The organism is Pseudomonas sp. SJZ078, assembly GCF_007828255.1.
In the GTDB taxonomy this organism is placed as follows: domain Bacteria; phylum Pseudomonadota; class Gammaproteobacteria; order Pseudomonadales; family Pseudomonadaceae; genus Aquipseudomonas.
The window spans coordinates 1-25,662 of the sequence record NZ_VIUG01000042.1 but is presented as its reverse complement, the minus strand read 5'-3'; the positions used below and the strand labels follow the sequence as shown (position 1 = coordinate 25,662).

Below are 25,662 nucleotides of genomic sequence, written 5' to 3'. Positions count from 1 at the left end.
CGGCGTCATTTCCAGCGGAGTCGACCATGAACCCTATCAAGCTTTATCACTTCCCGCTTTCCGGACATGCCCACCGTGTTCAACTGATGCTTTCGCTGCTCGAACTGCCGGTCGAGGTGGCTTTCGTCGATCTGGTCAAGGGCGCGCACAAACAGGCGGATTTTCTGGCCATCAACCCATTTGGCCAGGTACCGGTGATTGACGACGACGGCGTGATACTGGCCGACTCCAACGCGATCCTTGTGTATCTGGCGCAGAAATATGGCAAGGGCCGTTGGCTTCCGAGCGATCCGCTGGGTGCCGCCCGGGTGCAGCGTTGGTTGTCGGTAGCAGCCGGGCCAATCCATGCGGGACCCGCCACGGCGCGCCTGATCACGGTGTTCAATGCACCTTATAACGCCGAGGATGTGATCGCCCGATCCCACAGTTTGTTGAAGGTCATCGATCAACATTTGAGCAGCAGCACCTGGCTGGCGGGTGATGCGCCTACCATCGCCGATGTCGCCGGCTACTCTTACATCGCCCATGCACCGGAGGGCAACGTGTCGCTGGACGACTACGTCCATGTCCGTGAGTGGCTGGCGCGTATCGAGGCCTTGCCCGGTTTCGTTGGCATGCCGCGTACGGCTGTCGGCTTGCAGAAAGCCGTCTGAGCGTAGCCGGTCACACTGGAAAGGGCCGTCCGACCCTATGGCGGCCCTGGTCCTGCCGTGACATATGAAAACTTCGATGCAATGTCCTTGCCCTATGCCCGTCCAACGCAAGACACGGTAATCTGCCGGGTTTCAGCGGGTGACGAAGGTTCATGACTTTTCTTTTCCGGACATCGCTGGCATTCGTTGCGCTGCTGTTGCAGGGCTGCGAGCATCCCCCCGCCGCGCCTCTCGATCAACAACTCTATATCTGGCAACGTCAGTGGACCCCGGCCCACGCATCGGCGCTGCGCCAGAGCCGTCAGGACTTCTCGAGTTTGCGGGTGCTGGCCTTGCAGGCTTTTCCCGGTACGGGCTGGAGCCGCGCGCGGATCGATCCGGCATTGCTCAAGGCCGATGGCCGACCGCTGATCGCGGTGGTCCGCCTGGATGGTCAGCTCGGAACGCTGGATCAGGACGAGGTTATTGCCCAGATCCAGCAAGTATTGAATGACTGGCAAGCCCAAGGCCTGATGCCGGTGGGTGTGGAGATCGACCATGACGCCGGTAACGCCCGGTTGGCGGCCTATGGGACATTCCTGAACCGGTTGCGCCAGACCTTGCCGGGCACGTTGCGTCTGAGTATCACGGCGTTGCCGGCCTGGCTCGACAGCCCCGCGCTGCCTGGGTTGCTGGAAGCCGTGGACAGCAGCGTCTTGCAGGTCCATGCGGTGAGCGACCCGCGGCAGGGGCTGTTCGATCCGCAACAGGCCCGGCGCTGGGCCGAACGCTGGAGCAAGGTTACCACGCGACCGTTCTACCTGGCCCTGCCGGCTTATGGTGTGGCGCTGTTGACCCAGGAGAGCGGCGTGCCGGTGGTTGAAAGCGAAGTGCCGATCGATAGGGCAGGCGAGCGGCGGGAGTTATTGGCAGATCCGCAGCAAGTGGCCGGGCTGACCGCGGATCTGCGTGCCGAACCGCCAGAACACCTGGCTGGATTGATCTGGTTTCGGCTGCCGTTGGCAGGTGACCGACGTGCCTGGAGCCTGACCACGCTCGGCGCAGTGGCTCGGGGAGACAAACTGGACAGCCGCCTGGTCCTGACGTTGGAGGAAAAGAACGCTTTGTACGATATCCGGCTAGTCAATCGAGGCAATCTCGACAGCCCCTGGCCCCGACGGATGACGCTTGCCGTCGGCGCATGTGATGGGGTCGATGCCTTGGCTGGTTATACGTTGCAACAAACCCCCGGACTGCTTACCTTCACCCGCATTCAGGAAGGCCGCCTCGCCGCTGGTGCCCAACGGGCCATGGGATGGGCGCGTTGTACAAAAATTGAACAAGGAGCTTTCAATGTCTACCCGTAAGTGGCCTCGTCGGTTGCTCTGCCCGGTGTTCTGTATAAGCCTCGGCTTGCCGTTGGGCCAGGCACTGGCTTGTGGTCCAGAGTTCCCGATGCGCTTGCTGGACAACCGCGCCCAATCGTTGGCCGAGTTACCCGAAGGCAGCTTTCGCTTCGAGATCAAGCGTCTTGGCCATGCCATTGCCGGACTGAAGCCGGCCAGCGAGGCGACGCGCAACCCGGATTACAACTACGACGATTCGTCTGCCTACGTGGCACAGCGCAACGAGGCTGAGCGGATTGGCCTGACTCCGCCACAGCAAGCCTTGGTGGAGCGGCTGAGGGCGTTGAATGATATCGACGAGGTCGCGGTGCAAGCGGCGAACCTGCCTGCCGAATTGCGGTTGTATGCCATCGGCGCGGCTGCCTTTGGTGCGGGTGAAAACCAGAGGGCTGCGCAGGCGTTCCAGGAGCTGCTGGCGTTGCCCGCGGACCAGCGCTCGTTGCGCAGTACCTGGGCTGCCTATTCCCTGGGGCGTGCATTGTTTGCCATGAGTACCGAGGCGGGCAACGAAGATCCGGCGGCGTCGCGGGACCAGGCCCGAGCGGCGTTTCGTCAGGCCCGTGAACTGAGCGTTGGCGGTTTCAGCGATCCGCTGGAACTGGGTATCGCCAGTCTCGGCGAAGAAGCCAGGGTGGCTTACACCGCTGACGATTGGGACAGTGCCATCGGACTGTATGCGACCCAGTCCCTGCACGGCTCGCAGGTTGGCTACAGCTCGTTGTTGTACCTGGCGGCGGACCTCAGTGGGCAGCCGGACGATCGCCTGAGCGAATTGCTCAAAACCAATGCCGTGCAGCGGTTGCTGACGAGTTACTTGCTCAGCCGTGTCGGCTGGTGGGACGGGGAGGAGCCATCCGGTGAGAAAAGACTGGTCAAGCTGTTGCAGGCCAGCAGTCATGGCAACCTGGATGATGCCGATCGGCTGGCGGCGGTGAGCTATCAGCATGGCGACTACGCCAGCGCCAAAGCCTTTGTGGAAAAAGCCGGCGACACGGGGTTGGCCTGGTGGCTGCGGGCCAAACTGGCCGTGCGTGATGGTGACAAGACGGCGGCGGCCGCGGCCTATGCCAAGGCGGCCCAGGCTTTTCCGAAGGATGAATCCTGGGGCGGTCGACGTACACCGGATTGGGATTTCGAGGTGGTTGAACCCAAGTGCCGGGTCGAAGGCGAGAGCGCGATCCTGGCCCTGCAACGGGGCGATTACCTGCAAGCGTTCGATCAGCTTTACCGTAGCCAGAGCAATTATTGGTACGACGCTGCTGCAGTCGCTGAACGGGTACTGACCGCCGAAGAATTGAAACAGTACGTCGACGCCCAGGTTCCGGCGCCACCCCCCTTGAGCCAGCAGGATCGCGACAACTACGTGCCACTGCCGGTAGCCGCGCAGTTACGTAACCTGCTGGGCCGCCGCTTATTGCGGGAAGGGCGCTATGACGAGGCTCCGGCTTACTTCGATAACGCCGACCTGCAGAACAAGGCCCGGGCCTACGGGCAACTGCGCCAGGAAGCAGAGTCCAAATGGTGGCCTACCCGGCGCGCTGAGGCGTACTTCTATGCGTCCAGGATGGCGCGCGATTGGGGCATGGAGATGCTCGGCTACGAGATGGCGCCGGACTACGCCGTCATGGGGGGTGGTTACAGCCTCGAGCCGGTTGAGCTGAAGGTCGGGCCGTTGGTGGCCGAAGGGGAGGTGCAGCGCCAGCAGGCCAGCGCCGCGCAACCGAACGAGCGATACCACTACCGTTTTGTCGCCACTGCCCTGGCGAGCAAGGCGGCGGACAATGTGCCCCATACCAGTCAGGCGTTTGCGGCGGTGTTGTGCAGGGCCGTGGCGTACAACTCGAGTCTCGAGGAGCAAAGCGCGTTGTATCAGCGTTATGTGAAAGAGGGGCCTTATGTGACTTGGGCAGGGGACTTCGGCCATCAGTGCCAGGAGCCGGATTTCCGCGCGGCCGATAAGCGCTATGTCACCCAGGCCCTCGACCCGATTCGTTCGGCGTTGCGTCCCTACAAGCGCTGGTTGCAGATCGGTGGTGTGGTGCTGGTGGTCGCGGTCGCACTGGGGTTGATCAGTCGGCGTCGGCGCAAGGCGCGGATGTCGGCTGGCTGACTTCGGTCCATTTTAGAACTTGGTGGCGAGGGGATTTAATCCCCTCGCCACCAAGGCCTGTTCATTTCACCGGTTTTGCCATCCAACATGAAGAATTAAAAACAGAAATTTCACAGCTATGGTTATAAGGTAACGCCATATAACGAAAAGGCTGTGGAGTCTGTCCACATGCCCGGTTTTGATCGCCAAATGCTGGGGTGGTATGCAAGTCGATCTTGATATCGAAGGGGCACAGGTGGCCGAGCGGCCACGCTTTCAGCAGGCACGCTCCCAGGGACGACGCCTTCGGCGGGTCGCTTTTGCCTTGGCCGTTCTGGCGGGCCTGGGCTTGGTGTCCGGCTTCTTTGTCGGGCTGTTTTCGCCCCAGTCGATGTGGCCGGCCTTGTTGGCGAGTCAAAGTGCGGCATTGCTGGTGTTGGTGGCCGGCCTGCAATCCGCCTGGTGGGTGACGCAGTGGCGCAGCAGGGCATTGCTGCCGGCGGCGGTTATCCCAACCTCTGAGCAGGAACCGGTTGAGCTATCCGGTTGGTATGAACGATTGCTGGAGCGCATCAGTGCGCGCTGGATCGGCCTGCTGAATCAGATTGGCGCGCCGACCTTGTGGCTGGCCGGTTGGGCAGGGTTGGCGCTGCTGAGCCTGGAGCAAGCCTGGAGTCTGGCGCTGCCGGCGGCGACCCTTGGCATATCGGCCGGTGTGGGAGCCGTGCTTTCATTGTTGTTGGCGTTCGCCTTGTTGGTATTTGAACGCCAACTGGCGCAGCAACCTACCCTTGAATGGCCGGAAGCAGCGTCGCTGGCGCAACTGACCCGCCTGACAATTATCGTGCTGGTGCTCGGCGCGCTGTGCCTGTTGTTCGCGAGTGAGTCAGCCATTTGGCCGGTGCGCCTGGCAGTGCTGATGGGGCTATTGCCGGGGCTTGCAGCGGTGGAGCTGTTGCTGCGGGCACTGCTGTCATTGTTCAGCCCACGCCGGGATTCCCTGGAACCGACCGTGCTGGGCCGTAGCGTCATCGCCGACCTGCTGCGCTGGCCGCCGCAGCCTTTGCTGGCGTTGCAGCACGAATTACACAACCGTTTCGGTATCGACCTGCGCCAGATCTGGGCATTCAGCTACATGCGCCGCGCCTTGTTTCCAGTGCTGGTGCTGGTGGCGCTGGTGGGCTGGCTGCTCACAGGCGTGCACGAAGTGCCGCTGCAAGGGCGCGGCATTTACGAGCGCTTTGGCAAGCCGGTGGAGGTGTTCGGTCCTGGGTTGCAGTTCGGCCTCCCCTGGCCGTTGGGCCGGGTGCTGAACGTTGAAAATGGCATCGTCCATGAACTGGCCACCAGCGTGGGGGAGAGTCGGGTGAGCACGGAGGCCGATACCGCGGAAGGTCCGGCTCCGGCGATTGCCAATCGTTTGTGGGACGCCAGCCATGTGAACGATAAATCCCAAGTGATTGCCAGCCGACGTGCCGATCAGCAGAGTTTCCAGATCGTCAACATGGATGTGCGCTTCGTCTATCGCATTGGCCTTACCGACGCGGCCGCGCTGGCAGCGACCTATAACAGCGCCGACATTCCCACACTGATTCGTAGCACCGCCAGTCGCGTCCTGGTGCATGAGTTCGCCTCGCGCACGCTGGACGGTTTGTTGGGGGCGGATCGCGTCAGCCTGGCCGATGAAATTGGTCGGGCTGTCCAGACCGATTTGCAGGCGCTCGACAGCGGCGTGGAAATCCTGGCAACCGTCGTTGAAGCGATCCACCCGCCGGCGGGGGCGGCCAATGCCTACCACGGTGTGCAAGCGGCGCAAATCGGTGCCCAGGCATTGATTGCCCGGGAACGCGGCGCGGCGGCGGAGCAGACCAACCAGGCACAACTGCAAGCCAGCATTGCCCACGACCAGGCTCAGGCTACCGCACGGGAAATCAATGCGACCGCCCAGGCTTCCGACTTGCGCTTTAGCGCTGAACGCAAGGCCTACGCCACGGCCGGCCACGCCTTTGTGCTGGAACAGTATCTCAGTCAACTGAGCCGGGGCCTTGCCAATGCCAAATTGCTGATTCTCGATCATCGTCTGGGCGGCAGTGGCAACGCGCCGACCATCGACCTGCGCACTTTCACGCTTCCGGCAGATCCCGCATCGCCGCGTAACCTTGTCCAGCCAGGAGCTGCCCATTGAGCCAGTCTTCTTCCCACGATCATCACGATCACTCCGGTCATGGCCACGGCCATGTCGGTCATCATCATGGGCACCACCACCATCATCACGGCGACCCACAGGAAGCAGGCCCGTTTCCCTGGCGGCGCATGGGCTGGGCGGCGCTGTTGGTAGCCTTCGCCGTTGCCGCCGCGAGCCTGGTCCAGGTGCGCTCGGGGGAGGCGACCGTCATCACCCGCTTTGGTAATCCGGCGAGGGTATTGTTGCAGCCTGGCCTGGGCTGGCGTTGGCCGGCGCCGTTCGAGGCGGCGATTCCGGTGGACTTGCGGTTGCGCACGACATCCAGCGGTCTGCAGGACGTTGGTACCCGTGACGGACTGCGCATCATCGTTCAAGCCTACGTGGCGTGGCAGGTGCAAGGCGATTCGGACAACGTCCAGCGCTTCATGCGTGCAGTGCAGAACCAACCGGACGAGGCTGCACGGCAGATTCGCACATTCGTGGGATCGGCCCTGGAAACCACGGCCGCCAGTTTTGACCTGGCGAATCTGGTCAACACCGACGCCAGCCAGGTACGTATTGGCGATTTCGAAGCGCAGTTGCGCCAGCAGATCGAACAGCAGTTGCTCACCACCTACGGCGTGCGGGTATTGCAGGTTGGTATCGAGCGGCTGACCTTGCCTTCGGTAACGTTGACCGCGACGGTGGATCGCATGCGTGCTGAGCGCGAAACCATCGCCACCGAACGCACCGCCATCGGTAAACGCGAAGCGGCGCAAATACGTTCCGCTGCTGAGCGGGATGCGCGGATCGTGCAGGCGGATGCCACGGTGAAAGCCGCCGATATCGAAGCTCAGTCCCGGGTCGAGGCCGCTGAAATCTATGGCAGGGCCTACGCCGGTTCGCCTCAGCTGTATAACCTGCTGCGCTCGCTGGATACCTTGGGCACGATTGTCAGCCCCGGCACCAAACTGATCTTGCGCACCGATGCGGCACCGTTCCGGGTGTTGGTTGACGGACCCGCTTCCGTGGAACTCAAAGGTGGAACACAACCATGAGTTTGGTTCCACGTGGAACAAATGAGTTATCCAGTCCTTGGATTCAGGCGGCACGCGTGGCCTTCTTGGCGCTTTATGCCGTCACCATTCTCGCCGCATTGGCTTGGGTCTTTTCCAACGTTCGGCAGATCGATCCACAGAACCGTGCCGTGGTGCTGCATTTCGGCGCTCTGGATCGCATCCAAAATGCCGGCTTGTTGTTGGCGTGGCCGCGTCCCGTGGAACAAGTCATTCTGCTGCCAGCCGCGGATCGAGTCCTGGAGCGTCGTGTGGAAAATCTGCTGCGCTCCGATGCGGCCTTGCAGGCAGATCGTGTCGCCAGCTTCGCCTCTCCGGTCAGCGATGCCTTGGCTGGCTCTGGTTATTTATTGACCGGTGACGCTGGGGTGGTGCAACTGGATGTGCGGGTGTTCTACAAAGTCACCGAACCCTATGCATTCGTCTTGCAGGGTGAGCATGTCTTGCCGGCACTGGATCGCCTGGTCACTCGCAGCGCGGTAACCCTCGCAGCGGCTCGGGACCTGGACACGATTCTGGTCGCCCGCCCCGAACTGATCGGCAGCGACAACCAGGCCGCCGAACGCCGCGAGCGCCTGCGCGGTGATCTCGTGCAGGGCATCAACCGACGGCTGGCCGATCTTGCCGCAACGGGGCAGGGGCTGGGGATCGAGGTGGTACGGGTCGACGTCCAATCAAGTTTGCCGGGCCCGGCGGTGGGCGCGTTCAACGCGGTGCTCACGGCCAGCCAGCAGGCCGATAAAGCCGTTGCCAATGCCCGCACCGAAGCCGAGAAGTTGACCCAGACAGCTCATCAGGATTCCGACCGCGTCCTGCAAGTGGCGCATGCCCAGGCCAGCGAACGGCTCGCCAGGGCCTCGGCCGACACCGCCACGGTGCTCGGTTTGGCGAAGACCAAAGACGCTGACCCGCAGCTGCTGCTTCGCCTGTATCGCGAGCGCATGCCCGGCATTCTCCGCCAGGCCGGGTCAGTGACCACAGTCGACCCGAAAGACGATTCCCGCCTGATTATTCAGGGAGCTGAGCAATGAGCGCGCAAACCGCCGCCGTTCCAATGTTGTCTAGCGCCGAACAACGTACAGCCGCTCGCCAGTTGACCTTGGCGATGCTCGCCCTCGGGCTGCTCGCGCTGGGGCTGGTATGGCGCGCCTGGTCGCCGGAGCAGACCGGGGTCAGCCAGTTGTTGTTGGGTGTCGCTTCGTTGTTGGTTGCGGTGCCAGTAATGCGTTCGGCATGGTACAGCCTGCGGTATCCGAGCTTGCATGGAATCACCGATCAGCTGATCGCTTTGGCAATGCTGGGGGCCTGGGCTACGGGGGATCTGCTGACGGCGGCGCTGCTGCCGATCATCATGATCTTCGGCCATGTGCTGGAAGAGCGCAGCGTCATCGGTTCCCAGGAAGCCATCCACGCCTTGGGTCAATTGACGCGCAGCCTGGGCCGCAAGGTGTTGGCCGATGGTTCGATCATGGAAGTGGACAACGCCACGCTGCGACCCGGCGATACGGTCGAGGTGCGGGCCGGTGATCGCGTACCGGCCGATGGCCGGGTGTTGTCCGGCCAGGCCAGTCTCGACACTGCGCCCATTACCGGTGAGTCGGTGCCGCTGGAAGCCGAAGCGGGCACCGAAGTGTTCGGGGGGGCGATCAATCTCGATGGATTGTTGCGCCTGGAAGTGACCCGCACGGGGCAGGAATCGACACTGGGCAAGGTCATCGCCCTGATGCAAAACGCCGAACGTTCAAAGCCGCCCATCACCCGATTGTTGGAGCGTTATGCCGGCAGCTATCTGGTGCTGGTTTTGCTGCTGGCGGCGGTGACCTGGTTCGTTACCAACGATGCCCAGGCGATGCTGGCGGTGCTGGTGGCGGCCTGTCCTTGTGCGTTGGTGTTGTCGGCGCCGGCGACCGCCATCGCGGGAATCGCGGTGGCGGCACGCCATGGCATCCTGATTCGTAGCTCGGCGTTCCTGGAAGAGCTGGCGGACCTGACATCGTTGGTGGTCGACAAGACCGGTACCTTGACCTACGGCACTTTGCGTCTGCAATCTATCGAGAGCACGAGCGGCGATCAATTGTCTCTGTTGCCCTTGGCGGCGAGCCTTGGATCCGCCAGCAGCCATCCGGTCAGCCGAGCGTTGGCTGGGCTGGTGGAGCCGGAAAAATATCTGCCGCTGACGGACATTCATGAACGCCAGGGTCTGGGTGTGGTGGCAATGACCAGCCAGGGCGAAGCGGCCCTTGGCCGTCCTGAGTTGTTTGCTCAGCTGGGTATCGAAACCTCGTTGGTACCCAATCATGATGGCCCGATTGCTGGGCTGGCCCTGGATGGACAGTTCCTCGCCTGGTTGCTGCTAGCCGATAGCATCAAGCCGGAAGCCCGGGTCGCCATGGCTGAGCTGCGGACGCTGGGCCTGGGGCGGCAACTGTTGCTGACTGGGGACCGCCAAAGTGTGGCCAGCACACTCGCCCGGGAAGTAGGAATCGCTGATGTACAAGCTCAGGCGCTGCCGGAAGATAAGCTCAAGCGAGTCATGACGGAAATCGACAACGGCTTCCGTCCCATGGTCGTCGGGGACGGCATCAATGATTCGCTGGCGCTCAAGGCCGGGGTGGTGGGAGTCGCCATGGGTGCAGGTGGTGCGGACATTGCCCTGGCGTCTGCGGACATCGTCCTGATCGGTAGCGACCTGAGGCGGCTCGGTACCTGCGTGCGGCTCAGTCGTCAATGTCGGCAGACGCTTCAGGTCAACGTGATCATTGGCCTGGGCTGGACGCTGGCGATTGTCGCTTTTGCTGCGTTCGGCTGGCTTGGCGCCGCGGGGGCGATGATCGCGGCGCTGCTGCATAACCTGAGCACTTTGCTGGTATTGGGAAACGCCGGAAGGCTGCTACGCTTTCAGGAGCCGTTGCTGAAAGTCCAGGACGGGGGTTAGAACTTGTGCTTGGAACTTGTAGTCCATGGTGGAAGAGGGTGCATACAGTTGGCAGTACCGGCTCATGGAGTGAATTCGGGCGACGATAGAAAAAGGCTATAAATTCGATAGCCTGCTATTTTTCTACGATGGTCTACCCTCATTTCAGACGTCTGAAACAAGGGGGATATTTCATGCTCGCGCAACTTCCACCGGCTTTACAAAATCTCCAACTATCGCTTCGGCTGCGACTCTGGGACGGCCATGAATTCACGCTGGGTGCCGATCCCAGCGTCACGATCGTGGTCAAGGACCCACAGATGGTCGCGCAACTGACCCATCCCAGCCTGGACGCGCTAGGGGCGGCGTTTGTCGAAGGCAAGCTTGAGCTCGAAGGCTCGATCAGCGAAGTGATCCGGGTCTGTGATGAATGGAGCCAGGCTCTGGTGAACGAAGAAGACGATAGCCTGCCGGTACGTTCAGTCCACGATAAGGAAACCGACGCCAAGGCGATTTCCTACCACTACGATCTTTCCAACGCGTTTTATCAACTGTGGCTCGACAGCGACATGGCCTATTCCTGCGCCTATTTCGAGACGGGCAGCGAAACCATCGAGCAGGCCCAACAAGCCAAGTTCCGCCACCTGTGCCGGAAACTGCGCCTCCAGCCCGGTGAGTACCTGCTGGATGTCGGCTGTGGCTGGGGCGGTTTGGCGCGTTATGCGGCGCGGGAATTCGGCGTCAAGGTGTTCGGTATCACTTTGAGCAAAGCGCAACTTGCCCTCGCCCGGGAGCGGGTCAAAGGGGAGGGCCTGGAGGATCAGGTGGAGTTGCAGTTGCTGGATTACCGGGACCTCCCGCAGGACGGCCGCTTCGACAAGGTGGTCAGCGTCGGCATGTTCGAGCATGTGGGGCACGCCAATCTGGAACAGTACTGCAAAACGCTGTTTGGCGCGGTCCGCGAGGGTGGGCTGGTGATGAACCATGGCATCACGGCCAAACATACCGATGGCCGTCCGGTCGGCCGTGGTGCCGGGGACTTTATCGAGAAGTACGTTTTTCCCAATGGCGAGCTGCCGCACCTGTCGATGATTTCAGCGCAGATCAGCGAGGCAGGGTTGGAGATCGTCGATGTGGAGAGCTTGCGCCTGCACTACGCCCGCACGCTGGATCACTGGAGCGAGCGGCTCGAAGACAATCTGGAGGCCGCGTCGAAAGAGGTGCCGGAGCAGGCGCTGCGGATTTGGCGCCTGTACCTGGCCGGATGCGCCTATGCGTTCGCCAAGGGCTGGATCAATCTGCATCAGATCCTGGCTGTAAAAGCATACGCCGATGGCAGCCATGATTTGCCCTGGACCCGTGACGATATCTACACGCCTTAAAGTATCGGCGAAATAAGCCGGGCGATCCGCATGCCGACTTTCTGCAGGCGGTGGGTTTCCCGGCTTTCTTCTTTGGCGATTTCGCGGGCTTGAGCGAAGTCTTTTTCAAGCATCTGCTCGACCTCGGTGGCGAACGGAATATCCACCGTCAGCAGCATCACTTCGAAATTCAACCGGAACGAACGATTGTCCAGGTTAGCACTGCCGATAGCGCTGATTTCCCGGTCGATCAGTACTACTTTCTGATGCAGGAAACCTGGCTCGTAGCGCAAGACGCGCACACCGGCGCGCACCGCTTCGAATGCATACAGGCTGGAAGCGGCGTAGACGATCTTATGGTCCGGTCGTGAAGGCAAGAGGATGCGCACATCCACCCCGCGCAGCACCGCGAGGCGTAACGCAGCGAATACCGACTCGTCGGGAATGAAGTAAGGCGTGGTGATCCAGACCCGTTCGCTGGCCGCATGAATGGCTTCGACGAAAAAAAGCGAGCAGGTTTCCTGAGCATCCGCCGGTCCGCTGGCCAGCAACTGACAGAGCACGCCGTCATCGGGGTAGGTGTCCGGCAAGATCAGCGGCGGCAACGACCGGGCAGCCCAGAACCAGTCTTCGGCAAATGATTCCTGCATGCTCGCCACTACGGGGCCACGCACTTCGACATGGGTGTCGCGCCACGGCGACAATGGCGGCATTTCTCCCAGGTATTCGTCGCCCACATTGTGCCCACCGATGAACCCCAATACGCCGTCCACCGCAACGATCTTGCGGTGGTTGCGAAAATTGACCTGGAAGCGGTTGAGCCAGCCACTGCGGGTCGCGAATGCCTTGACGTGGATACCTCCGTCGCGCAACGCCTGGACATAGCGATGGGGCAGGGAGTGGCTGCCGATTCGGTCATACAACAGATAAACCGCCACGCCTTCGGCGGCTTTCTTCAGAAGTAACGCTTGCAGGCGCCGACCCAGCCGGTCGTCATGAATGATGAAGAACTGGATCAGTACAGCTTCCCGGGCGTTATCGATAGCCTGGAAAATGGCTTCGAAGGTGTCGTGACCGTTGACGAGCAGACGTACCTCGTTGTTCGCCAGGCAGGGCGTCCGCCCCAGTTTGGGCATGGCCCGTAGCGAGGCGTAGGCCTGGGAGGCACGGGCAGTCAGGGCCTCTTCGACCCATGGGCGCCAGTTCAGCTCGGACACGGCTTTGCGCATTTCTTCGTTGGCTTGGCGGCGTGCCTTGATGTAGCCGTCGAAGGTACTGCGGCCGAACACCAGATAAGGAATCAACGTCAGGTAGGGAATAAATACCAGGGACAGCGCCCAGGCAATCGAGCCTTGGGCGGTGCGTACCGTCAGGACCGCATGCACCGCGGCGATGGAGCCCAGGGTATGAAGCAACGCAATCAGGTAACCGAAAACATGCGGTCCAAAATAATCCATGGGCAGCCTTGCTCCTGAAGTTTCAATGCTTAACAGACCATGTTCCATGACGAATGTCGCTATTTAATTCACTGTCGCCGAGCCTGAACCGAAGCCTGTGAGCGGCGTCTAACGGCCACTTGTCCTCTGGAGTTCTTGCAATGAATGTTCGTCTGCTGGGTTTGGCCTTGGCGGTTGGCTTATCGGTTCCTGTGGCGGCTCAGGCGCAGATGCTTCAGCCAGGCTTGTGGGAGTTGACTACAAGTAATATGAAGGTCGATAACCAGAACCTGCCAGACCTGCAACTGATCCTCGGCCAGTTGCAGAACCAGATCACCCCGGAGCAACGGGCGATGCTGGAAAAGCAGGGCATTACCATGGGCGGGAAGGGGATTCGGGTCTGCCTGACGCCGGCGCAAGTTCAGACCAATGACATCCCGCTGCAAGATCCGCAGTCGGGGTGCAAACAGCAGATCACCGAGCGCACCGGCAACCAGTGGAAGTTTCGCTTCAGTTGCCCGAAAGCCCAAGGCAATGGTGTCGCCACATTCCAGAGCGATCGTGAATTTACTACCAAGGTCAATGGCACCTTCAATGCCACCGGCATTCAGCAGAATGGCAGCCTCGATACCCGTGCCGTGTGGTTGGGGCAGGATTGCGGAACGGTCAAGCCGAGAGCTTGACCGCTGCGCAGGTGAAACAGATGGCTATGGTTTGGACAAGGCGTCGTACAGCGTCTTGAGGTTGTATTCGAACAGGCCGGTGAAGGTACTGGCCGGCCCGTTGGCGGCAAGGGCATCGGAATACAGCGTGCCACCGATGTGCGCGCCGCTTTCATCGGCGATCTGCTTGAGCAGGCGGGCGTCCTTGATGTTTTCCATGAACACCGCTTTGACGTGTGCCTGACGAATCTGGGTAATCAGTGCTGCGACTTCGGCAGCTGACGGTTCTCGCTCGGTGGACAATCCCTGGGGTGCCATGAAGTCGATGCCATAGGCCTGACCCAGGTAACCGAATGCATCGTGGGACGTCACGATCTTGCGATTTCCTGGCGGTAGGGAACCGAGCTTGGCCTTGGCATCCGCGAGCAGCGTGTAGATTTTCTTCAGGTACGCTTGGCTGTTGCGTTCATAATCGGCTTTGTTAGCCGGGTCGGCGGCTTCCAGCGCCTTGGTGATGTTGTGCACATATAGCTCGGCATTCGCCAGGTTGTGCCACGCGTGCGGGTCGGGGATGGTTTCACCGTCTTCATCCAGCGACCGTGGGATCACGCCGCGACTGGCGCTGATGACCGGGGCACGGGTTTCCGTGCTGGTGACCAGGCGATCCAGCCACGGCTCGAAGCCCAATCCATTCTTGATGATCAATTTTGCGCCGAGCAGCGCCTTGGCATCGTCCGGCGTCGGTTCGTACGTGTGCGCATCGGCATCCGGTCCGACCATGTTGGTGATCTGGATATGCTCGCCACCGACCTGTCGGGTCATGTCGGCGAGAATGCTGAAGCTGGTGACCACCTGAAGTTTCTCGGCGGCGGACAAGGACATCGACAGCATCAGACTGAACAGCACGAGCAGGGCGCGCATCGGGAAACACCTCATGGGGATGTGAGTAAGGGCGGGCGGCGCAGCAGACCGTGCACCGGACCGAATAACAGGGACAACAGATACAACGCCCCTGCAACCAGCACGATGGCCGGGCCGCTGGGTAGAGAGAAATAGAAGGACAGCAACAGGCCGAACCAGACCGAGAGGCAACCGAGCAGCGCCGCGATGGTCATCAGGGCCGGCAAGCGACGGCTCCAGAACCGCGAGGAAGCGGCCGGCAACATCATCAGGCCGACCACCATGAGAGCGCCAATGGCTTGGAAGCCGATCACCAGGTTCAGCACCACCAGGGTCAGGAATACACCGTGGGCCAACGGGCCGAGACGGCTGACGGTTTGTAGAAACAGCGGATCCAGAGTGTCGAGCAACAGGGGGCGGTAGATCAGCGCCATGGCAATCAGGCTGGCCGCCGATACCCAAAGCATGCCGGTCAGTGTCGGGCCGTCCACTGCCAAGGCAGAACCGAACAGCAGGTGTAGTAGATCCAGACGTTTGCCGGCCATGCCGAGAATCAACACGCCGGCCGCCAGGGAGATGGGATAAATCGCTGCGAGACTGGCATCTTCCCGTAGGCCGGTCCGGCGTGTCACCCAAGCCGCGAGACCGGCCATGCCCAGGCCTGCGCCGAGGCCTCCCAGCGTCAAGGCCGGCAGGCTTAGACCGGCGAACCAGAAGCCCAGTGCGGCGCCGGGCAGAATACCGTGGGCGACGGCGTCGCCGATCAGGCTCATGCGACGCAGGATCAGAAATACTCCCAACGGTGCTGTGCTGCAGGCCAATACCAAGCCGCCCAGCAAAGCCCGGCGCATGAAGATGAATTCTTGGAAGGGCTGCCAGAGGTGGGTGGCCGCGAGCATCAAGCCACCTTCATATGAGGTTGTTGGGTGATCACATCGACACTGCGACCTAACGTGCAGCCCGCTTGGCTGACCAATAACGTGTGGGGAATATGCTGGCGTACAGCGGCAAGGTCATGGCACACCACCACCAGGGTACGGCCCTCGGCATGCCAGCCGTGGATATGTTTCCACATCAACGCCTGGCCTTCTTCGTCGAGTGCCGCATGGGGTTCATCGAGCAACAGCAATGGCGCTTCGGCCAGGCTCAGGCGAGCGAGCAGGGCACGTTGTAATTCGCCTCCGGACAATGCCATGAGCGGACGATTTTCCAGGCCAGTCAGAGCCCAGTTCTCCAGCACCGTTCCGAGTCGCCGGCTCCGCTCGGCCGGTGTCTGCCGACTGCCCCAAGCCCCTGCCGCCACCAACTCTTGAAGGCTGATAGGAAATTGTCGATCCAGGTGTTGCTGTTGCGGCAGGAACGACACGCCGCCCCGCCGTGGAACTGTCAGCGTGATTTTTCCGGACAGAGGCTTTTGCAGCCCGGCAAGGATTTTCAGCAGGCTGCTCTTGCCCGAACCGTTGGCGCCGATAACCGCCGTCAGGCTGCCGGCAGGGCGCTCCAGGTGCAGCTCGGGAGTGAGAGGGCGACCCGGAGGGCCCCAGCGCAAAGCCTGACAATGGATCATGCTGCCTCCCGAGCCCAGCGGCTCTGCGCCACGGCGTCATGGGCATGCAGACTTTCTGCGTGAACGACGCGCACATTCAAGGCCATGACTTCGGGAGACTGTCTCAAGGCAAGGCTCAATCGTCGTGCAGCGTCCTCGCAGAACATCAGGTTCTGGCCATTGGCGAGGGCGAATGCTTGTTCGTCGGCGCGTTTGACTGCGGTTTGTACCGCGGTGCCCAAGGCTGCTTCGGCTTGGTTGATGAATGCCGACAGCGGTAGATGGTTGATGCCCGGGTTCAACCGAACCTTCAAGGATGCGAAGCTGCGTTGACTGTGGGGAGTGGCCACGATGCCTTCCGTAGAACCCAGCCAGGCCAGAACCTCTTCGTGTTCCACGGCTTTATTGGCGAAATCCCCCACGAATTGCTGCTGTATCAGTTGTCTGGCGAGGGCCGCCGAACATGGACAGGTGGATGAATATGGAAGTTGGATGTTCAGTTCCACGTGGAACACTGCGTGTTTCAGGTGAGCTTCGATACTGATTGGATAGCGCTTCCAACCTGAGAGCGGGCTGACGAGGGCGGGACGCTTGAGCATCAGTTCGGTATGAATGGTCAGGGATGCGGCTTGGGACAGGCCCTCATGGCTGTCCAGGAATTGTTGCAAAGTACGGTGCAACAGCGGAGGAGACAACGGCGAATTCTCCAGCATCTCCAGCGCCAGGTACAGGCGGGACATATGAATACCGCGAGCTTCTTCATCGTCGAGACTGACGCCAACGTCGGCGGTGGCGCTCAATTGTTGACCATCGATCAACACAGGCAAGGCAACACCGCACATGCCCACCCAATCGAGAGGCAAGGCTTGGCGCGAAGCTTGGGCAGCAATGTCTGGAAGCGTAAACGCGTTCATGATCAAGATCCGTCGTGGGGGCGAATTTAATGTTATAGTGTAACAATAAAATCAACCAGATCTTTTTCATGAATAGAGTTTAATGCTGCTCTTCACGTTCGTTCCACGTGAAACATCAGCGCGACTCCTGGCAGCCGTTCACGCGCCCGCAGATGAATTTACCAGCCGTCCCACCCGAGCTGGAAAAACGATTCAGTGTTGTCCAACCGACACGGCGGCTATAGCCGACCCAGGCTTCACCGTCGGAGGCTAAGCCTGTGAAGAAGGTCAACTGCCCATAACGATTGGTCGTTTGCGCCCAATGACGCTTTCCTACCCTCTCGAAACCGCGCAAATAAACCGTATTCCCGGCCGTCATGACGCTATAGGCATTCCCTTGCTCGTCAGAACAGGCGAGCAAATTCGCGCTGCGAGTGCAGTTCGCCAATAACGGGGTCTGAGCAGAGACCGCCATGGCGCATGACAGCAGCGGGCCTGCGAATACGAATTTCAAAAGAATGCGCATTAACGGTTCTCAATCAGCTGGATCTCGGGCTAGCGAGAATTTATAGTTATACTATAACATAAACTAAACCGCTTTGACCGAGCGGCAGCCTGACCTACATGCACCGCAAACACACCTTCCAACACGGCCGTCCGATGAGGATATACCTGATGCCCAATCGCCTCCCCGTAACCGTGCTCTCCGGGTTTCTCGGTGCCGGCAAAAGCACGCTGCTTAATCATGTCTTGCGAAATCGTGACAACCTGCGCGTGGCGGTGATCGTCAACGATATGAGCGAAATCAACATCGATGGCAGCGAAGTTCAGCGTGATGTCAGCCTGAACCGCGCCGAAGAAAAGCTGGTGGAGATGAGCAACGGGTGCATTTGCTGCACGCTGCGCGAGGATCTGCTCGAAGAGGTGGGGCATCTCGCCAGGGAAGGACGCTTCGATTACCTGCTGATTGAGTCCACTGGTATTTCCGAACCCTTGCCGGTGGCTGAGACTTTCACCTTCCGCGATGAAGAAGGTCGAAGCCTGGCCGATGTCGCACGGCTCGACACCATGGTCACTGTGGTCGATGGGATAAATTTCCTGCCGGATTTCCATGCAGCCGAGAACCTGGCATCACGGGGCGAAACCCTGGGAGAGGAAGATGAGCGTTCGATCACGGATCTGCTGATCGAGCAGATCGAGTTCGCCGACGTAATTCTGGTCAGCAAGATCGATCTGATCAGCCGCCACGAACGGGAAGAGCTGATGGCTATCCTCAAGCGTCTCAATGCTCACGCGAAGATTATGCCCATGGTCATGGGGCAGGTGCAGCTGGGAGAAATTCTCGACACCGGTCGCTTTGATTTCGAACGCGCGGCTCAAGCCCCCGGCTGGCTGCAGGCGTTGCGTGGCGAGCACGTGCCTGAAACCGAGGAATACGGCATCGCTTCGACAGTCTACCGGGCGCGCCGGCCTTTCCATCCCCAGCGCTTCTTCGATCTGATAGAGCGTCCCTGGATCAACGGCAAGCTGCTGCGCTCCAAAGGCTTCTTCTGGCTCGCCAGTAAACCCGAGGAGGCGGGCAGTTGGTCCCAGGCCGGCGGGTTGATGCGGCATGGCTTTGCCGGACGATGGTGGCGGTTCGTGCCCAGGAACCATTGGCCCCAGGATGCGGAAAGCACCGCCGCGATCATGAAAAACTGGCTGCCCGACACCGGGGATTGCCGCCAGGAGTTGGTATTCATCGGCCAGAACATCGACTTCGAGCAGCTCACTGAGGAACTGGACGGGTGCCTGCTCACAGAGGAGGAAATGGCCCTGGGCATCGAGGGGTGGCGCTTTTTGCCGGATCCGTTTGGCTCCTGGCATGACGAGGTCGCGGCATGATGCTGGCGCCGAGCCTGAAACGAGCACCCCGGGTTCGACAGGTCCGGGGCGATACGCCGCGGATCCTGGCGCAGATTCTGGAGGACGGCACCAACCTGGCGGTCTGGCAGCGTCAACTTCCGGCGCACATCAGTGATTTTGCGGCATTGGTGCTTTCAATGGATCAACCGCTGGCCGAGTCGCGGGTACTCGATATGCCTGAGGAGGACACTCACCCTGAGCTGAAGGGACTTGCCGCCGGCTTCAGCGACCTGCACGGCTATGAAGGCTTCGTTGCCGATGTCGCCTGGCTGGTCAGCGCTTTCGCCTGCCTGCTGGGTGCCAAGCGGGTCGGCCTGCGCCTGCGGACGCTGGACAAGGCCATGTGCCCACGTTTTCACGTCGACCATGTACCGGTGCGGCTGATCACAACGTATGCCGGTGCTGGCAGCGAATGGCTCGAGGAAGGCGTCATAGATCGTCGACGGCTGGCTCAACCTGACGCCGAGCCTCGTGATCGGCAGATGATCCAGCAACTGTGCAGCGGCGCGGTGGCGCTGCTCAAGGGTGAGAAATGGCTGGGTAACGAAGGCTTCGGCCTGATTCATCGCTCGCCGGAGCCGGCCCCGGGGGAACGTCGGTTGATTCTCACGCTGGACTGGTTGGCCTGAAACTAAGGCTTGACCCAGGTACCCTGGCTTTTCCCTTCACAAAACGGCTTGAGATAAGCGGCGTCGGTGGCGACGCCGTAATAGTGAATATCCTGGCGGTAAGGCATATTGGCGACTTGGGCGTTGCTGCAGATGCCAAAGGCACCGCCGGGACACTGATCGACGTATTGCACCTCGATTTTCTGCCCGGCAAGGTCCGGTTGGCAGAAGCCGTCGGCGAACAGCTTGGGCGGGATGTTGCGATTCTGCTGGCAGACTTGCACATCGAGCCGCTCCGCTTGACTGTGAACCACGCAAGCCTGGGCCAGTGCCTGGTCCGAGATCAGCGCCAACAAGCACCAACCGATTATCCGCATCGTTCACCTCCACCAAAAGTCGCCGAGTATGTTGCAGAACATCCCCACCCATGTCATTGCCGGTTCCTTGGGGGCCGGCAAGACCAGCCTGATCAGGCAACTGCTGGCCCAGCGCCCGGCCGATGAGCGCTGGGCGGTACTGATCAACGAGTTCGGCCAGATCGGCCTGGATGCTGCCTTGCTGACTCAGGCGGCCGATGGTATCGCACTGGGAGAGGTGGCTGGGGGTTGCTTGTGCTGTGTCAACGGTGCGCCGTTTCAGATCGGTCTCGGCCGCCTGCTGCGCAAGGCGCGACCGGACCGGCTGTTTATCGAGCCGTCCGGCCTGGGGCATCCTGCGCAACTGCTGCGGCAACTCCAGCAGCCGCCGTGGCTCGGCGTGCTGGTGGTCCAGCCCTGTGTGATGATCCTGGATGCCGGGGCGCTGGCCCAAGGCAGGCCCTTGCCCGAGGCGCAGCAGCAAGCGCTGGCCCATGCCGGAGTGCTGGTGCTGAACAAGTCCGAAGGCCTCAATGAAACCGACCGTGCCCGCGTTACCGCCCAACTACCGCCTCTTGCACAGCACTGGACGCAGCAGGCTGTATTGCCCCTCGACAGGCTGCCGGGATTTGCTGTGCGGGGCAGTGGCGCTGTGGATAACTTCAATCTCTCCAAGGGTGTGGGCCAGATGCCGGCGATCTGGACCGATCCGACGTTGCCGATCTGCCTGCATCAGCAACGGGAAGAAGGTTGGAGCATCGGCTGGCGTTGGCACCCGAGCCAGTGCTTCGATACGGCGGCTCTGACGGAATGGTTGCAGGACGGGAACTGGAGACGGGCGAAGCTGGTTATCCACAGCGTTGATGGCTGGGTGTCGGCCAATGCGCTGGATGAGGAAGCGCTGACTTGGCAAGCCAGCGAATGGCGCCAGGATTCGCGGCTCGAACTGATTTTCTCCAAGCCGCAGGACGTTGTGGCGCTGCAAGCCGGCCTGGCGAACTGCCGGCTTCCCTGAATCAGAGCTGTTTCAAGGCTTCCACTTGTTATGTTCCTGGCGCCATTGGCTCAACTCGATGACCTCGGCCCGAGGCCGGGTCTGGATCGGTTCAATCGGTGTTTCAGCTGTTTCTTCGAAGGGCATCGGATATGGCGCGAGTTCGATCTGCGCACTGTGGGCGCCAAACTGGGTAATGGTGCCCGCATGACGGGATTCACCGGTGACGGTGAACTCGAAATTGTAGACACGGGCCAGCCTTCGCCGCCCGCTGCCATCCTTCACGAAACCGATTTTCTTCAGCGCTACGTTGCCGTCCAGCAGCTCGATCTTGAGATTGGCGCAATGCTGCACGACCCTCGCCAGGGCCCGTTCGCGCAAGCCATGGTTGTGCCACAACCAGGCGCCGCCGGTAGCCAGCAGCATTAGCACGAAAATGTTTCCAAGAGTCAGCATGAACGAAGTGCTCCCACAAGTTGCTGTCAGCTTAACTGTGTCGCCGGTCTGTCGTACAGGCTGCGTTTAGTCGCATACTGCGCGGCTTGAATTTCAATCGTTTTACGGAAAAACCTCCCATGAAACGGACGCCTCATCTGCTTGCCATCCAGTCCCATGTGGTATTCGGCCACGCAGGCAACAGCGCTGCGGTATTTCCCATGCAGCGTGTCGGCGTGAATGTCTGGCCGCTCAATACCGTGCAATTCTCCAATCACACCCAGTACGGCCAATGGGCCGGCGAAGTGCTCGCGTCGCAGCAGATACCGGCATTGGTCGAAGGCATCGCAGCGATTGGTGAACTGGGTAACTGCGACGGGGTGCTGTCCGGCTATCTGGGCAGTGCCGCCCAGGGGCGAGCGATTCTGACGGGCGTGGCTCGGATCAAGGCCGCCAATCCCAGAGCGCTGTATCTGTGCGATCCGGTCATGGGGCACCCGGAGAAGGGGTGTATCGTGGCGCCCGAGGTCAGTGAGTTCCTGTTGGATGAGGCAGCGGCGGTGGCTGACCTCATGTGCCCTAATCAACTGGAACTGGATAGCTTCTCGGGGCGCAAGGCGCAGTCGCTGCTCGACTGCCTCGCCATGGCCCGCGCACTCCTGGCGCGCGGACCGAAGGCTGTTCTGGTCAAGCACCTGGCCTACCCCGGCAAGCCCGAGGATCGCTTCGAGATGCTGTTGGTGACCGCCGATGGCAGTTGGCACCTGAGCCGTCCCCTGCTGGCGTTCCCTCGTCAGCCAGTGGGCGTGGGTGACCTGACGTCAGGGCTGTTCCTGGCGCGGGTCCTGTTGGGAGACAGCTTGGTGGCGGCCTTCGAGTTCACCGCGGCGGCGGTGCACGAGGTACTGTTGGAAACCCAGGCTTGCGCCAGCTATGAGCTGGAGCTGGTTCGGGCCCAGGACCGGATCGCTCATCCGCGGGTGAGGTTCGAGGCGGTGCCAATCAGTTTTTGATGGGGTTGAAGCGCCAACGGTAATCCTTGTGGGGGCGGGCTTGCTCGCGAATACGGTATAGCAGTCAACTTCGATGTTGGATTTGACGACGCATTCGCGAGCAAGCCCGCTCCCACATTTTGTCTGCCTGTTAAGGCCCGTCCGCTTTGATCTCCTGATAGCGCCTCTCCAGTTCCTGACGGATCTGCCGGCGCTGCTTCGCTTGTTCGTAGCGGCGTTTTGCTTCGCTGTTCTGCGGTTGCAAGGGCGGGACAGCCGCGGGTTTACGCTGGTCATCCACCGCAACCATGGTGAAGAAGCAGCTGTTGGTGTGGCGTACCGAGCGTTCGCGAATGTTTTCGGTCACGACCTTGATGCCGACTTCCATCGAGGTGTTGCCGGTGTAGTTCACCGACGCCAGGAACGTCACCAATTCGCCGACATGAATGGGTTCGCGAAAGATCACCTGATCCACCGACAAGGTCACCACGTAGCGTCCCGCATAGCGGCTGGCACAAGCGTAGGCGACTTCGTCGAGGTATTTGAGCAGGGTGCCGCCATGGACATTGCCAGAGAAGTTGGCCATATCGGGGGTCATCAACACCGTCATCGACAGTTGGGCGTTTCCGGGTTCCATAACGTACTCACGGTTCAAGGCAGCAATTCAGGGAGTGCACCTCTGCGGGCGCTGGTCGTTGGCCCATAGGCCATCAGGTTTTTCAAAACCACCGTTATCGGGACGTTGGGCCTGTGGTTGCCGTCACGCGTCGATGGATCTGTTTCCATATATTGCACCGTCTTTTTGTCGGAAGTCGCGGTGTTAACCTGCAAAAGCCCATCGCAAGGGCATTTCCTACAAGGGAAGTGGACTTATCCAATTTGGCGGTGAGTCATTTTGATCAGGGAGCCCGACCGATGCATGCCATCAATTTCATTCAAGACCTGGCAATCATCATGATGGCAGCCGGGTTGGTGACCGTGCTCTTTCATCGTTTCAAACAACCGGTGGTGCTGGGCTATATCGTTGCCGGTTTTCTCATCGGCCCCCATACGCCGCCGTTCGGCTTCATCCATGACGAAGACACCATCAAGACCCTTGCCGAGCTCGGTGTGATCTTCCTCATGTTCTGCCTGGGCCTGGAGTTCAGCCTGCGCAAGCTGTTCAAGGTCGGCGCCACGGCATTTATCGCGGCGTTCCTCGAAATCGTACTGATGATCTGGATCGGCTATGAGATCGGTCGCTGGTTCGATTGGAGTACCATGGACTCGCTGTTCCTGGGCGCGATCCTGGCCATTTCCTCGACCACGATCATCGTCAAGGCGCTCAACGACCTGAAGATGAAGAACGAACGCTTCGCGCAGTTGATCTTTGGCGTGCTGATCGTCGAAGACATCCTGGGCATCGGCATCATCGCCTTGTTATCGAGCATCGCTGTCAGCGGAACGGTAAGCTCCGGCGAGGTATTCTCAACCGTCGGCAAGCTGTCCTTGTTCATGATCGTCGCGCTGGTCGTCGGCATCCTGCTGGTGCCGAGGCTGCTGGCCTACGTGGCGAAGTTCGACAGCAACGAGATGTTGCTGATCACCGTATTGGGGTTGTGTTTCGGCTTCTGCCTGCTGGTGGTGAAACTGGAATACAGCATGGTGCTCGGCGCGTTCCTGATCGGGGCGATCATGGCCGAGTCCCGGCAGTTGCTGAAAATCGAGCGACTGGTAGAGCCGGTGCGAGATCTGTTCAGCGCGATTTTTTTCGTGGCCATAGGCCTGATGCTCGACCCGGCCATATTGTTGCAGTACGCCTGGCCGATTGCCGTGATCACGGCGGCCGTGGTGCTGGGCAAGATGTTGTCCTGCGGCCTCGGCGCCTTTATCGCCGGCAACGATGGGCGCACCTCACTGCGGGTCGGGATGGGGCTTTCGCAGATTGGCGAGTTCTCCTTCATCATCGCCTCACTGGGGATGACACTGCAGGTCACCAGTGACTTCCTCTATCCGGTAGCGGTCGCCGTCTCGGTGCTGACCACACTGTTGACGCCTTACTTGATCCGCGCCGCTGACCCGTTGTCCCTCAAGTTGGCAGCAGTCATGCCGCAAAGGCTGACGCGGGTGTTGGGTATGTACGGTGAATGGCTGCGCAGTATCCAACCCCAGGGCGAAGGGGCGTTGGTCGCGTCGATGATCAGGCGGATCTTGCTGCAGGTGGGCATCAACCTGGCACTGGTCATCGCGATTTTTGTGTCGGGCGGGTATTTCGCCGAGCGGATGTCGGTCTACATGCAAGACTGGATCAGCGACCCGAGCTGGCAGAAAGCGTTGATCTGGGGCGGGGCATTGCTGTTGTCGCTGCCCTTCCTGATCGCTGCCTATCGCAAGCTCAAGGCGCTGTCGATGCTGCTGGCGGAGATGGGCGTGAAGGCCGAGATGGCCGGTCGTCACACTCAGCGGGTGCGGCGGGTGATCGCCGAAGTGATCCCGATCCTCTCGCTGCTGGTGATTTTCCTGCTATTGACTGCCTTGTCGGCAAGCATCCTGCCAACCAACAAGCTGCTGGTGTTGATCGCCGTGGTGGCAACTGCCGTGGCGGCATTGCTCTGGCGCTGGTTTGTCCGCTTGCACACCAGGATGCAGGTGGCCTTGATGGAAACCCTGGACAACCACAAGGAGTCGTCCGGGCATTGATCCCTGAGGCTGATCAGCTTTCCAGCCAGACGTCCCGCGCCCAGTGCCAGACGGACTCCCAGGTTTCTTCGGCAACCAGTTCTTCTTCGGCTTGCCAGAGCACCACGGTGCCGTCTTCTTCGACGCAGTAGTAATCGTCGCCGTCCTGGCAGATCGGGATCAGGCTGCGGTCGACACCCGCGTCCCAAGCAGTGGCGGCCACTTCCGGCAGGTAGGTATGGGAATTGGGATCGGTAACGGTGACCGGTTCCAGGCTGCCATAGATGACATCGCTGACAGTCAGCAGAAATTCCCTGAAGACGAACGGGATATCGATGAACAACTGCTCTTCGATCTCTACCAGCAAGTCTTCGTCGGGCAACTCCAGTGGAACCGGTACCGGTTCGTTGGCTTCACGCAATTGTTCGATGATTTCTTCCACGTCCGGGTGTCCTCTTTCTCGATGGCGCGGTTTTACATGAGGCGGTTTATACAGTAGCGCGCCGTAGATGCAACCGCGAAATAGAAAACCCCGGCTTGAGCCGTAATGCTGTTCACTTAAGCGGAGCGGCCTTACGATCTACCGGATACCGAGTTTTGGAAATCTTCACTGTCCTCGGCCGCCCTGGCCTTGG

The 25,662-nt window shown here is 60.6% G+C and carries 24 protein-coding genes; 14 read left to right on the top strand and 10 right to left on the bottom strand.

What is annotated here, in order from left to right:
- The first annotated feature begins 26 nt into the window (after positions 1-26).
- The 8 genes from FBY02_RS25435 to cfaB all read left to right on the top strand — a co-directional run bounded on the left by FBY02_RS25435 (position 27) and on the right by cfaB (position 11,663).
- Positions 27-653 carry a glutathione S-transferase family protein gene (locus FBY02_RS25435; protein WP_144930999.1) on the top strand — a complete coding sequence of 209 codons (627 nt, stop codon included), beginning with the start codon at positions 27-29 and terminating at the stop codon, positions 651-653.
- A 152-nt stretch (positions 654-805) separates the two neighbouring features.
- Positions 806-1,999 (top strand): DUF3142 domain-containing protein, encoded by a 1,194-nt coding sequence (locus tag FBY02_RS25430; protein WP_144930998.1) that lies wholly within the window; start codon positions 806-808, stop codon positions 1,997-1,999.
- A complete protein-coding gene (locus FBY02_RS25425) occupies positions 1,986-4,148 on the top strand; it encodes a hypothetical protein (protein ID WP_144930996.1) in 2,163 nt (720 codons plus the stop codon). The genes FBY02_RS25430 and FBY02_RS25425 overlap by 14 nt, the downstream gene beginning before the upstream one ends.
- A gap of 202 nt (positions 4,149-4,350) precedes the next feature.
- Positions 4,351-6,312 (top strand): protease modulator HflK, encoded by a 1,962-nt coding sequence (locus tag FBY02_RS25420; protein ID WP_144930994.1) that lies wholly within the window; start codon positions 4,351-4,353, stop codon positions 6,310-6,312.
- A complete protein-coding gene (gene hflC, locus FBY02_RS25415; protein WP_144930992.1) occupies positions 6,309-7,349 on the top strand; it encodes a protease modulator HflC in 1,041 nt (346 codons plus the stop codon). The genes FBY02_RS25420 and hflC overlap by 4 nt, the downstream gene beginning before the upstream one ends.
- Positions 7,346-8,398: a protease modulator HflK gene (gene hflK / locus FBY02_RS25410; protein ID WP_144930990.1), complete on the top strand. Its 1,053-nt coding sequence runs from the start codon at positions 7,346-7,348 to the stop codon at positions 8,396-8,398. The genes hflC and hflK overlap by 4 nt, the downstream gene beginning before the upstream one ends.
- Entirely contained in the window at positions 8,395-10,302 is a 1,908-nt protein-coding gene (locus FBY02_RS25405) for a heavy metal translocating P-type ATPase (protein WP_144930988.1), read from the top strand. Before hflK ends, FBY02_RS25405 begins: the two co-directional genes overlap by 4 nt.
- A 173-nt stretch (positions 10,303-10,475) precedes the next feature.
- Complete coding sequence (cfaB, locus tag FBY02_RS25400) at positions 10,476-11,663, top strand: C17 cyclopropane fatty acid synthase CfaB (RefSeq protein ID WP_144930986.1); 1,188 nt, start codon at positions 10,476-10,478, stop codon at positions 11,661-11,663.
- Here cfaB and cls read toward each other — a convergent pair.
- Positions 11,660-13,099 (bottom strand): cardiolipin synthase, encoded by a 1,440-nt coding sequence (gene cls / locus FBY02_RS25395; RefSeq protein ID WP_144930984.1) that lies wholly within the window; start codon positions 13,097-13,099, stop codon positions 11,660-11,662. The two genes, cfaB and cls, sit on opposite strands and share 4 nt — an antisense overlap.
- Positions 13,100-13,239: 140 nt before the next feature.
- On the opposite strand from cls, the gene FBY02_RS25390 reads away from it, so the two are divergent.
- Positions 13,240-13,761: a DUF3617 domain-containing protein gene (locus FBY02_RS25390; RefSeq protein ID WP_144930982.1), complete on the top strand. Its 522-nt coding sequence runs from the start codon at positions 13,240-13,242 to the stop codon at positions 13,759-13,761.
- A gap of 24 nt (positions 13,762-13,785) precedes the next feature.
- Here the strand turns inward: FBY02_RS25390 and FBY02_RS25385 are convergent, their stop codons facing one another.
- The 5 genes from FBY02_RS25385 to FBY02_RS25365 all read right to left on the bottom strand — a co-directional run bounded on the left by FBY02_RS25385 (position 13,786) and on the right by FBY02_RS25365 (position 17,605).
- Positions 13,786-14,661, bottom strand: a complete 876-nt coding sequence (locus FBY02_RS25385) for a metal ABC transporter substrate-binding protein (RefSeq protein ID WP_144930980.1) — start codon at positions 14,659-14,661, stop codon at positions 13,786-13,788.
- Positions 14,662-14,672: 11 nt separating this feature from the next.
- Positions 14,673-15,539 (bottom strand): metal ABC transporter permease, encoded by an 867-nt coding sequence (locus tag FBY02_RS25380; protein ID WP_144930978.1) that lies wholly within the window; start codon positions 15,537-15,539, stop codon positions 14,673-14,675.
- Positions 15,539-16,207 carry a metal ABC transporter ATP-binding protein gene (locus tag FBY02_RS25375; RefSeq protein WP_144930976.1) on the bottom strand — a complete coding sequence of 223 codons (669 nt, stop codon included), beginning with the start codon at positions 16,205-16,207 and terminating at the stop codon, positions 15,539-15,541. Before FBY02_RS25375 ends, FBY02_RS25380 begins: the two co-directional genes overlap by 1 nt.
- Entirely contained in the window at positions 16,204-17,100 is an 897-nt protein-coding gene (gene folE2 / locus FBY02_RS25370) for a GTP cyclohydrolase FolE2 (protein WP_144930974.1), read from the bottom strand. The genes FBY02_RS25375 and folE2 overlap by 4 nt, the downstream gene beginning before the upstream one ends.
- 115 nt (positions 17,101-17,215) lie before the next feature.
- Positions 17,216-17,605: a glutamine synthetase gene (locus FBY02_RS25365; RefSeq protein WP_144930972.1), complete on the bottom strand. Its 390-nt coding sequence runs from the start codon at positions 17,603-17,605 to the stop codon at positions 17,216-17,218.
- A gap of 149 nt (positions 17,606-17,754) precedes the next feature.
- Here FBY02_RS25365 and zigA point away from each other — a divergent pair, with 149 nt between their 5' ends.
- The gene (gene zigA, locus FBY02_RS25360) at positions 17,755-18,963 is read left to right on the top strand and encodes a zinc metallochaperone GTPase ZigA (RefSeq protein WP_144930971.1); all 1,209 of its coding nucleotides are present in this window, start codon (positions 17,755-17,757) and stop codon (positions 18,961-18,963) included.
- Positions 18,963-19,613, top strand: a complete 651-nt coding sequence (locus FBY02_RS25355) for a DUF1826 domain-containing protein (RefSeq protein ID WP_144931021.1) — start codon at positions 18,963-18,965, stop codon at positions 19,611-19,613. Before zigA ends, FBY02_RS25355 begins: the two co-directional genes overlap by 1 nt.
- A gap of 2 nt (positions 19,614-19,615) precedes the next feature.
- Here the strand turns inward: FBY02_RS25355 and FBY02_RS25350 are convergent, their stop codons facing one another.
- The gene (locus tag FBY02_RS25350; RefSeq protein WP_144930969.1) at positions 19,616-19,969 is read right to left on the bottom strand and encodes an NADH:ubiquinone oxidoreductase; all 354 of its coding nucleotides are present in this window, start codon (positions 19,967-19,969) and stop codon (positions 19,616-19,618) included.
- A 28-nt stretch (positions 19,970-19,997) separates the two neighbouring features.
- On the opposite strand from FBY02_RS25350, the gene FBY02_RS25345 reads away from it, so the two are divergent.
- Positions 19,998-20,963, top strand: coding sequence for a GTP-binding protein (locus FBY02_RS25345; protein WP_144930967.1), 966 nt, complete (start codon positions 19,998-20,000; stop codon positions 20,961-20,963).
- Positions 20,964-20,975: 12 nt separating this feature from the next.
- On the opposite strand, the gene FBY02_RS25340 is transcribed toward FBY02_RS25345, so the two are convergent.
- Complete coding sequence (locus FBY02_RS25340) at positions 20,976-21,398, bottom strand: DUF3301 domain-containing protein (RefSeq protein ID WP_144930965.1); 423 nt, start codon at positions 21,396-21,398, stop codon at positions 20,976-20,978.
- A 119-nt stretch (positions 21,399-21,517) separates the two neighbouring features.
- On the opposite strand from FBY02_RS25340, the gene pdxY reads away from it, so the two are divergent.
- Positions 21,518-22,390 carry a pyridoxal kinase PdxY gene (pdxY, locus tag FBY02_RS25335; protein WP_144930963.1) on the top strand — a complete coding sequence of 291 codons (873 nt, stop codon included), beginning with the start codon at positions 21,518-21,520 and terminating at the stop codon, positions 22,388-22,390.
- Between the two features lie 130 nt (positions 22,391-22,520).
- On the opposite strand, the gene FBY02_RS25330 is transcribed toward pdxY, so the two are convergent.
- Positions 22,521-23,006 (bottom strand): acyl-CoA thioesterase, encoded by a 486-nt coding sequence (locus FBY02_RS25330; protein ID WP_144930962.1) that lies wholly within the window; start codon positions 23,004-23,006, stop codon positions 22,521-22,523.
- A gap of 278 nt (positions 23,007-23,284) precedes the next feature.
- On the opposite strand from FBY02_RS25330, the gene FBY02_RS25325 reads away from it, so the two are divergent.
- A complete protein-coding gene (locus FBY02_RS25325; RefSeq protein ID WP_144930960.1) occupies positions 23,285-25,048 on the top strand; it encodes a cation:proton antiporter in 1,764 nt (587 codons plus the stop codon).
- 13 nt (positions 25,049-25,061) lie between these two features.
- Here FBY02_RS25325 and FBY02_RS25320 read toward each other — a convergent pair whose 3' ends face one another.
- Positions 25,062-25,469, bottom strand: a complete 408-nt coding sequence (locus tag FBY02_RS25320) for an SMI1/KNR4 family protein (RefSeq protein WP_047703885.1) — start codon at positions 25,467-25,469, stop codon at positions 25,062-25,064.
- Positions 25,470-25,662 lie beyond the last annotated feature (193 nt).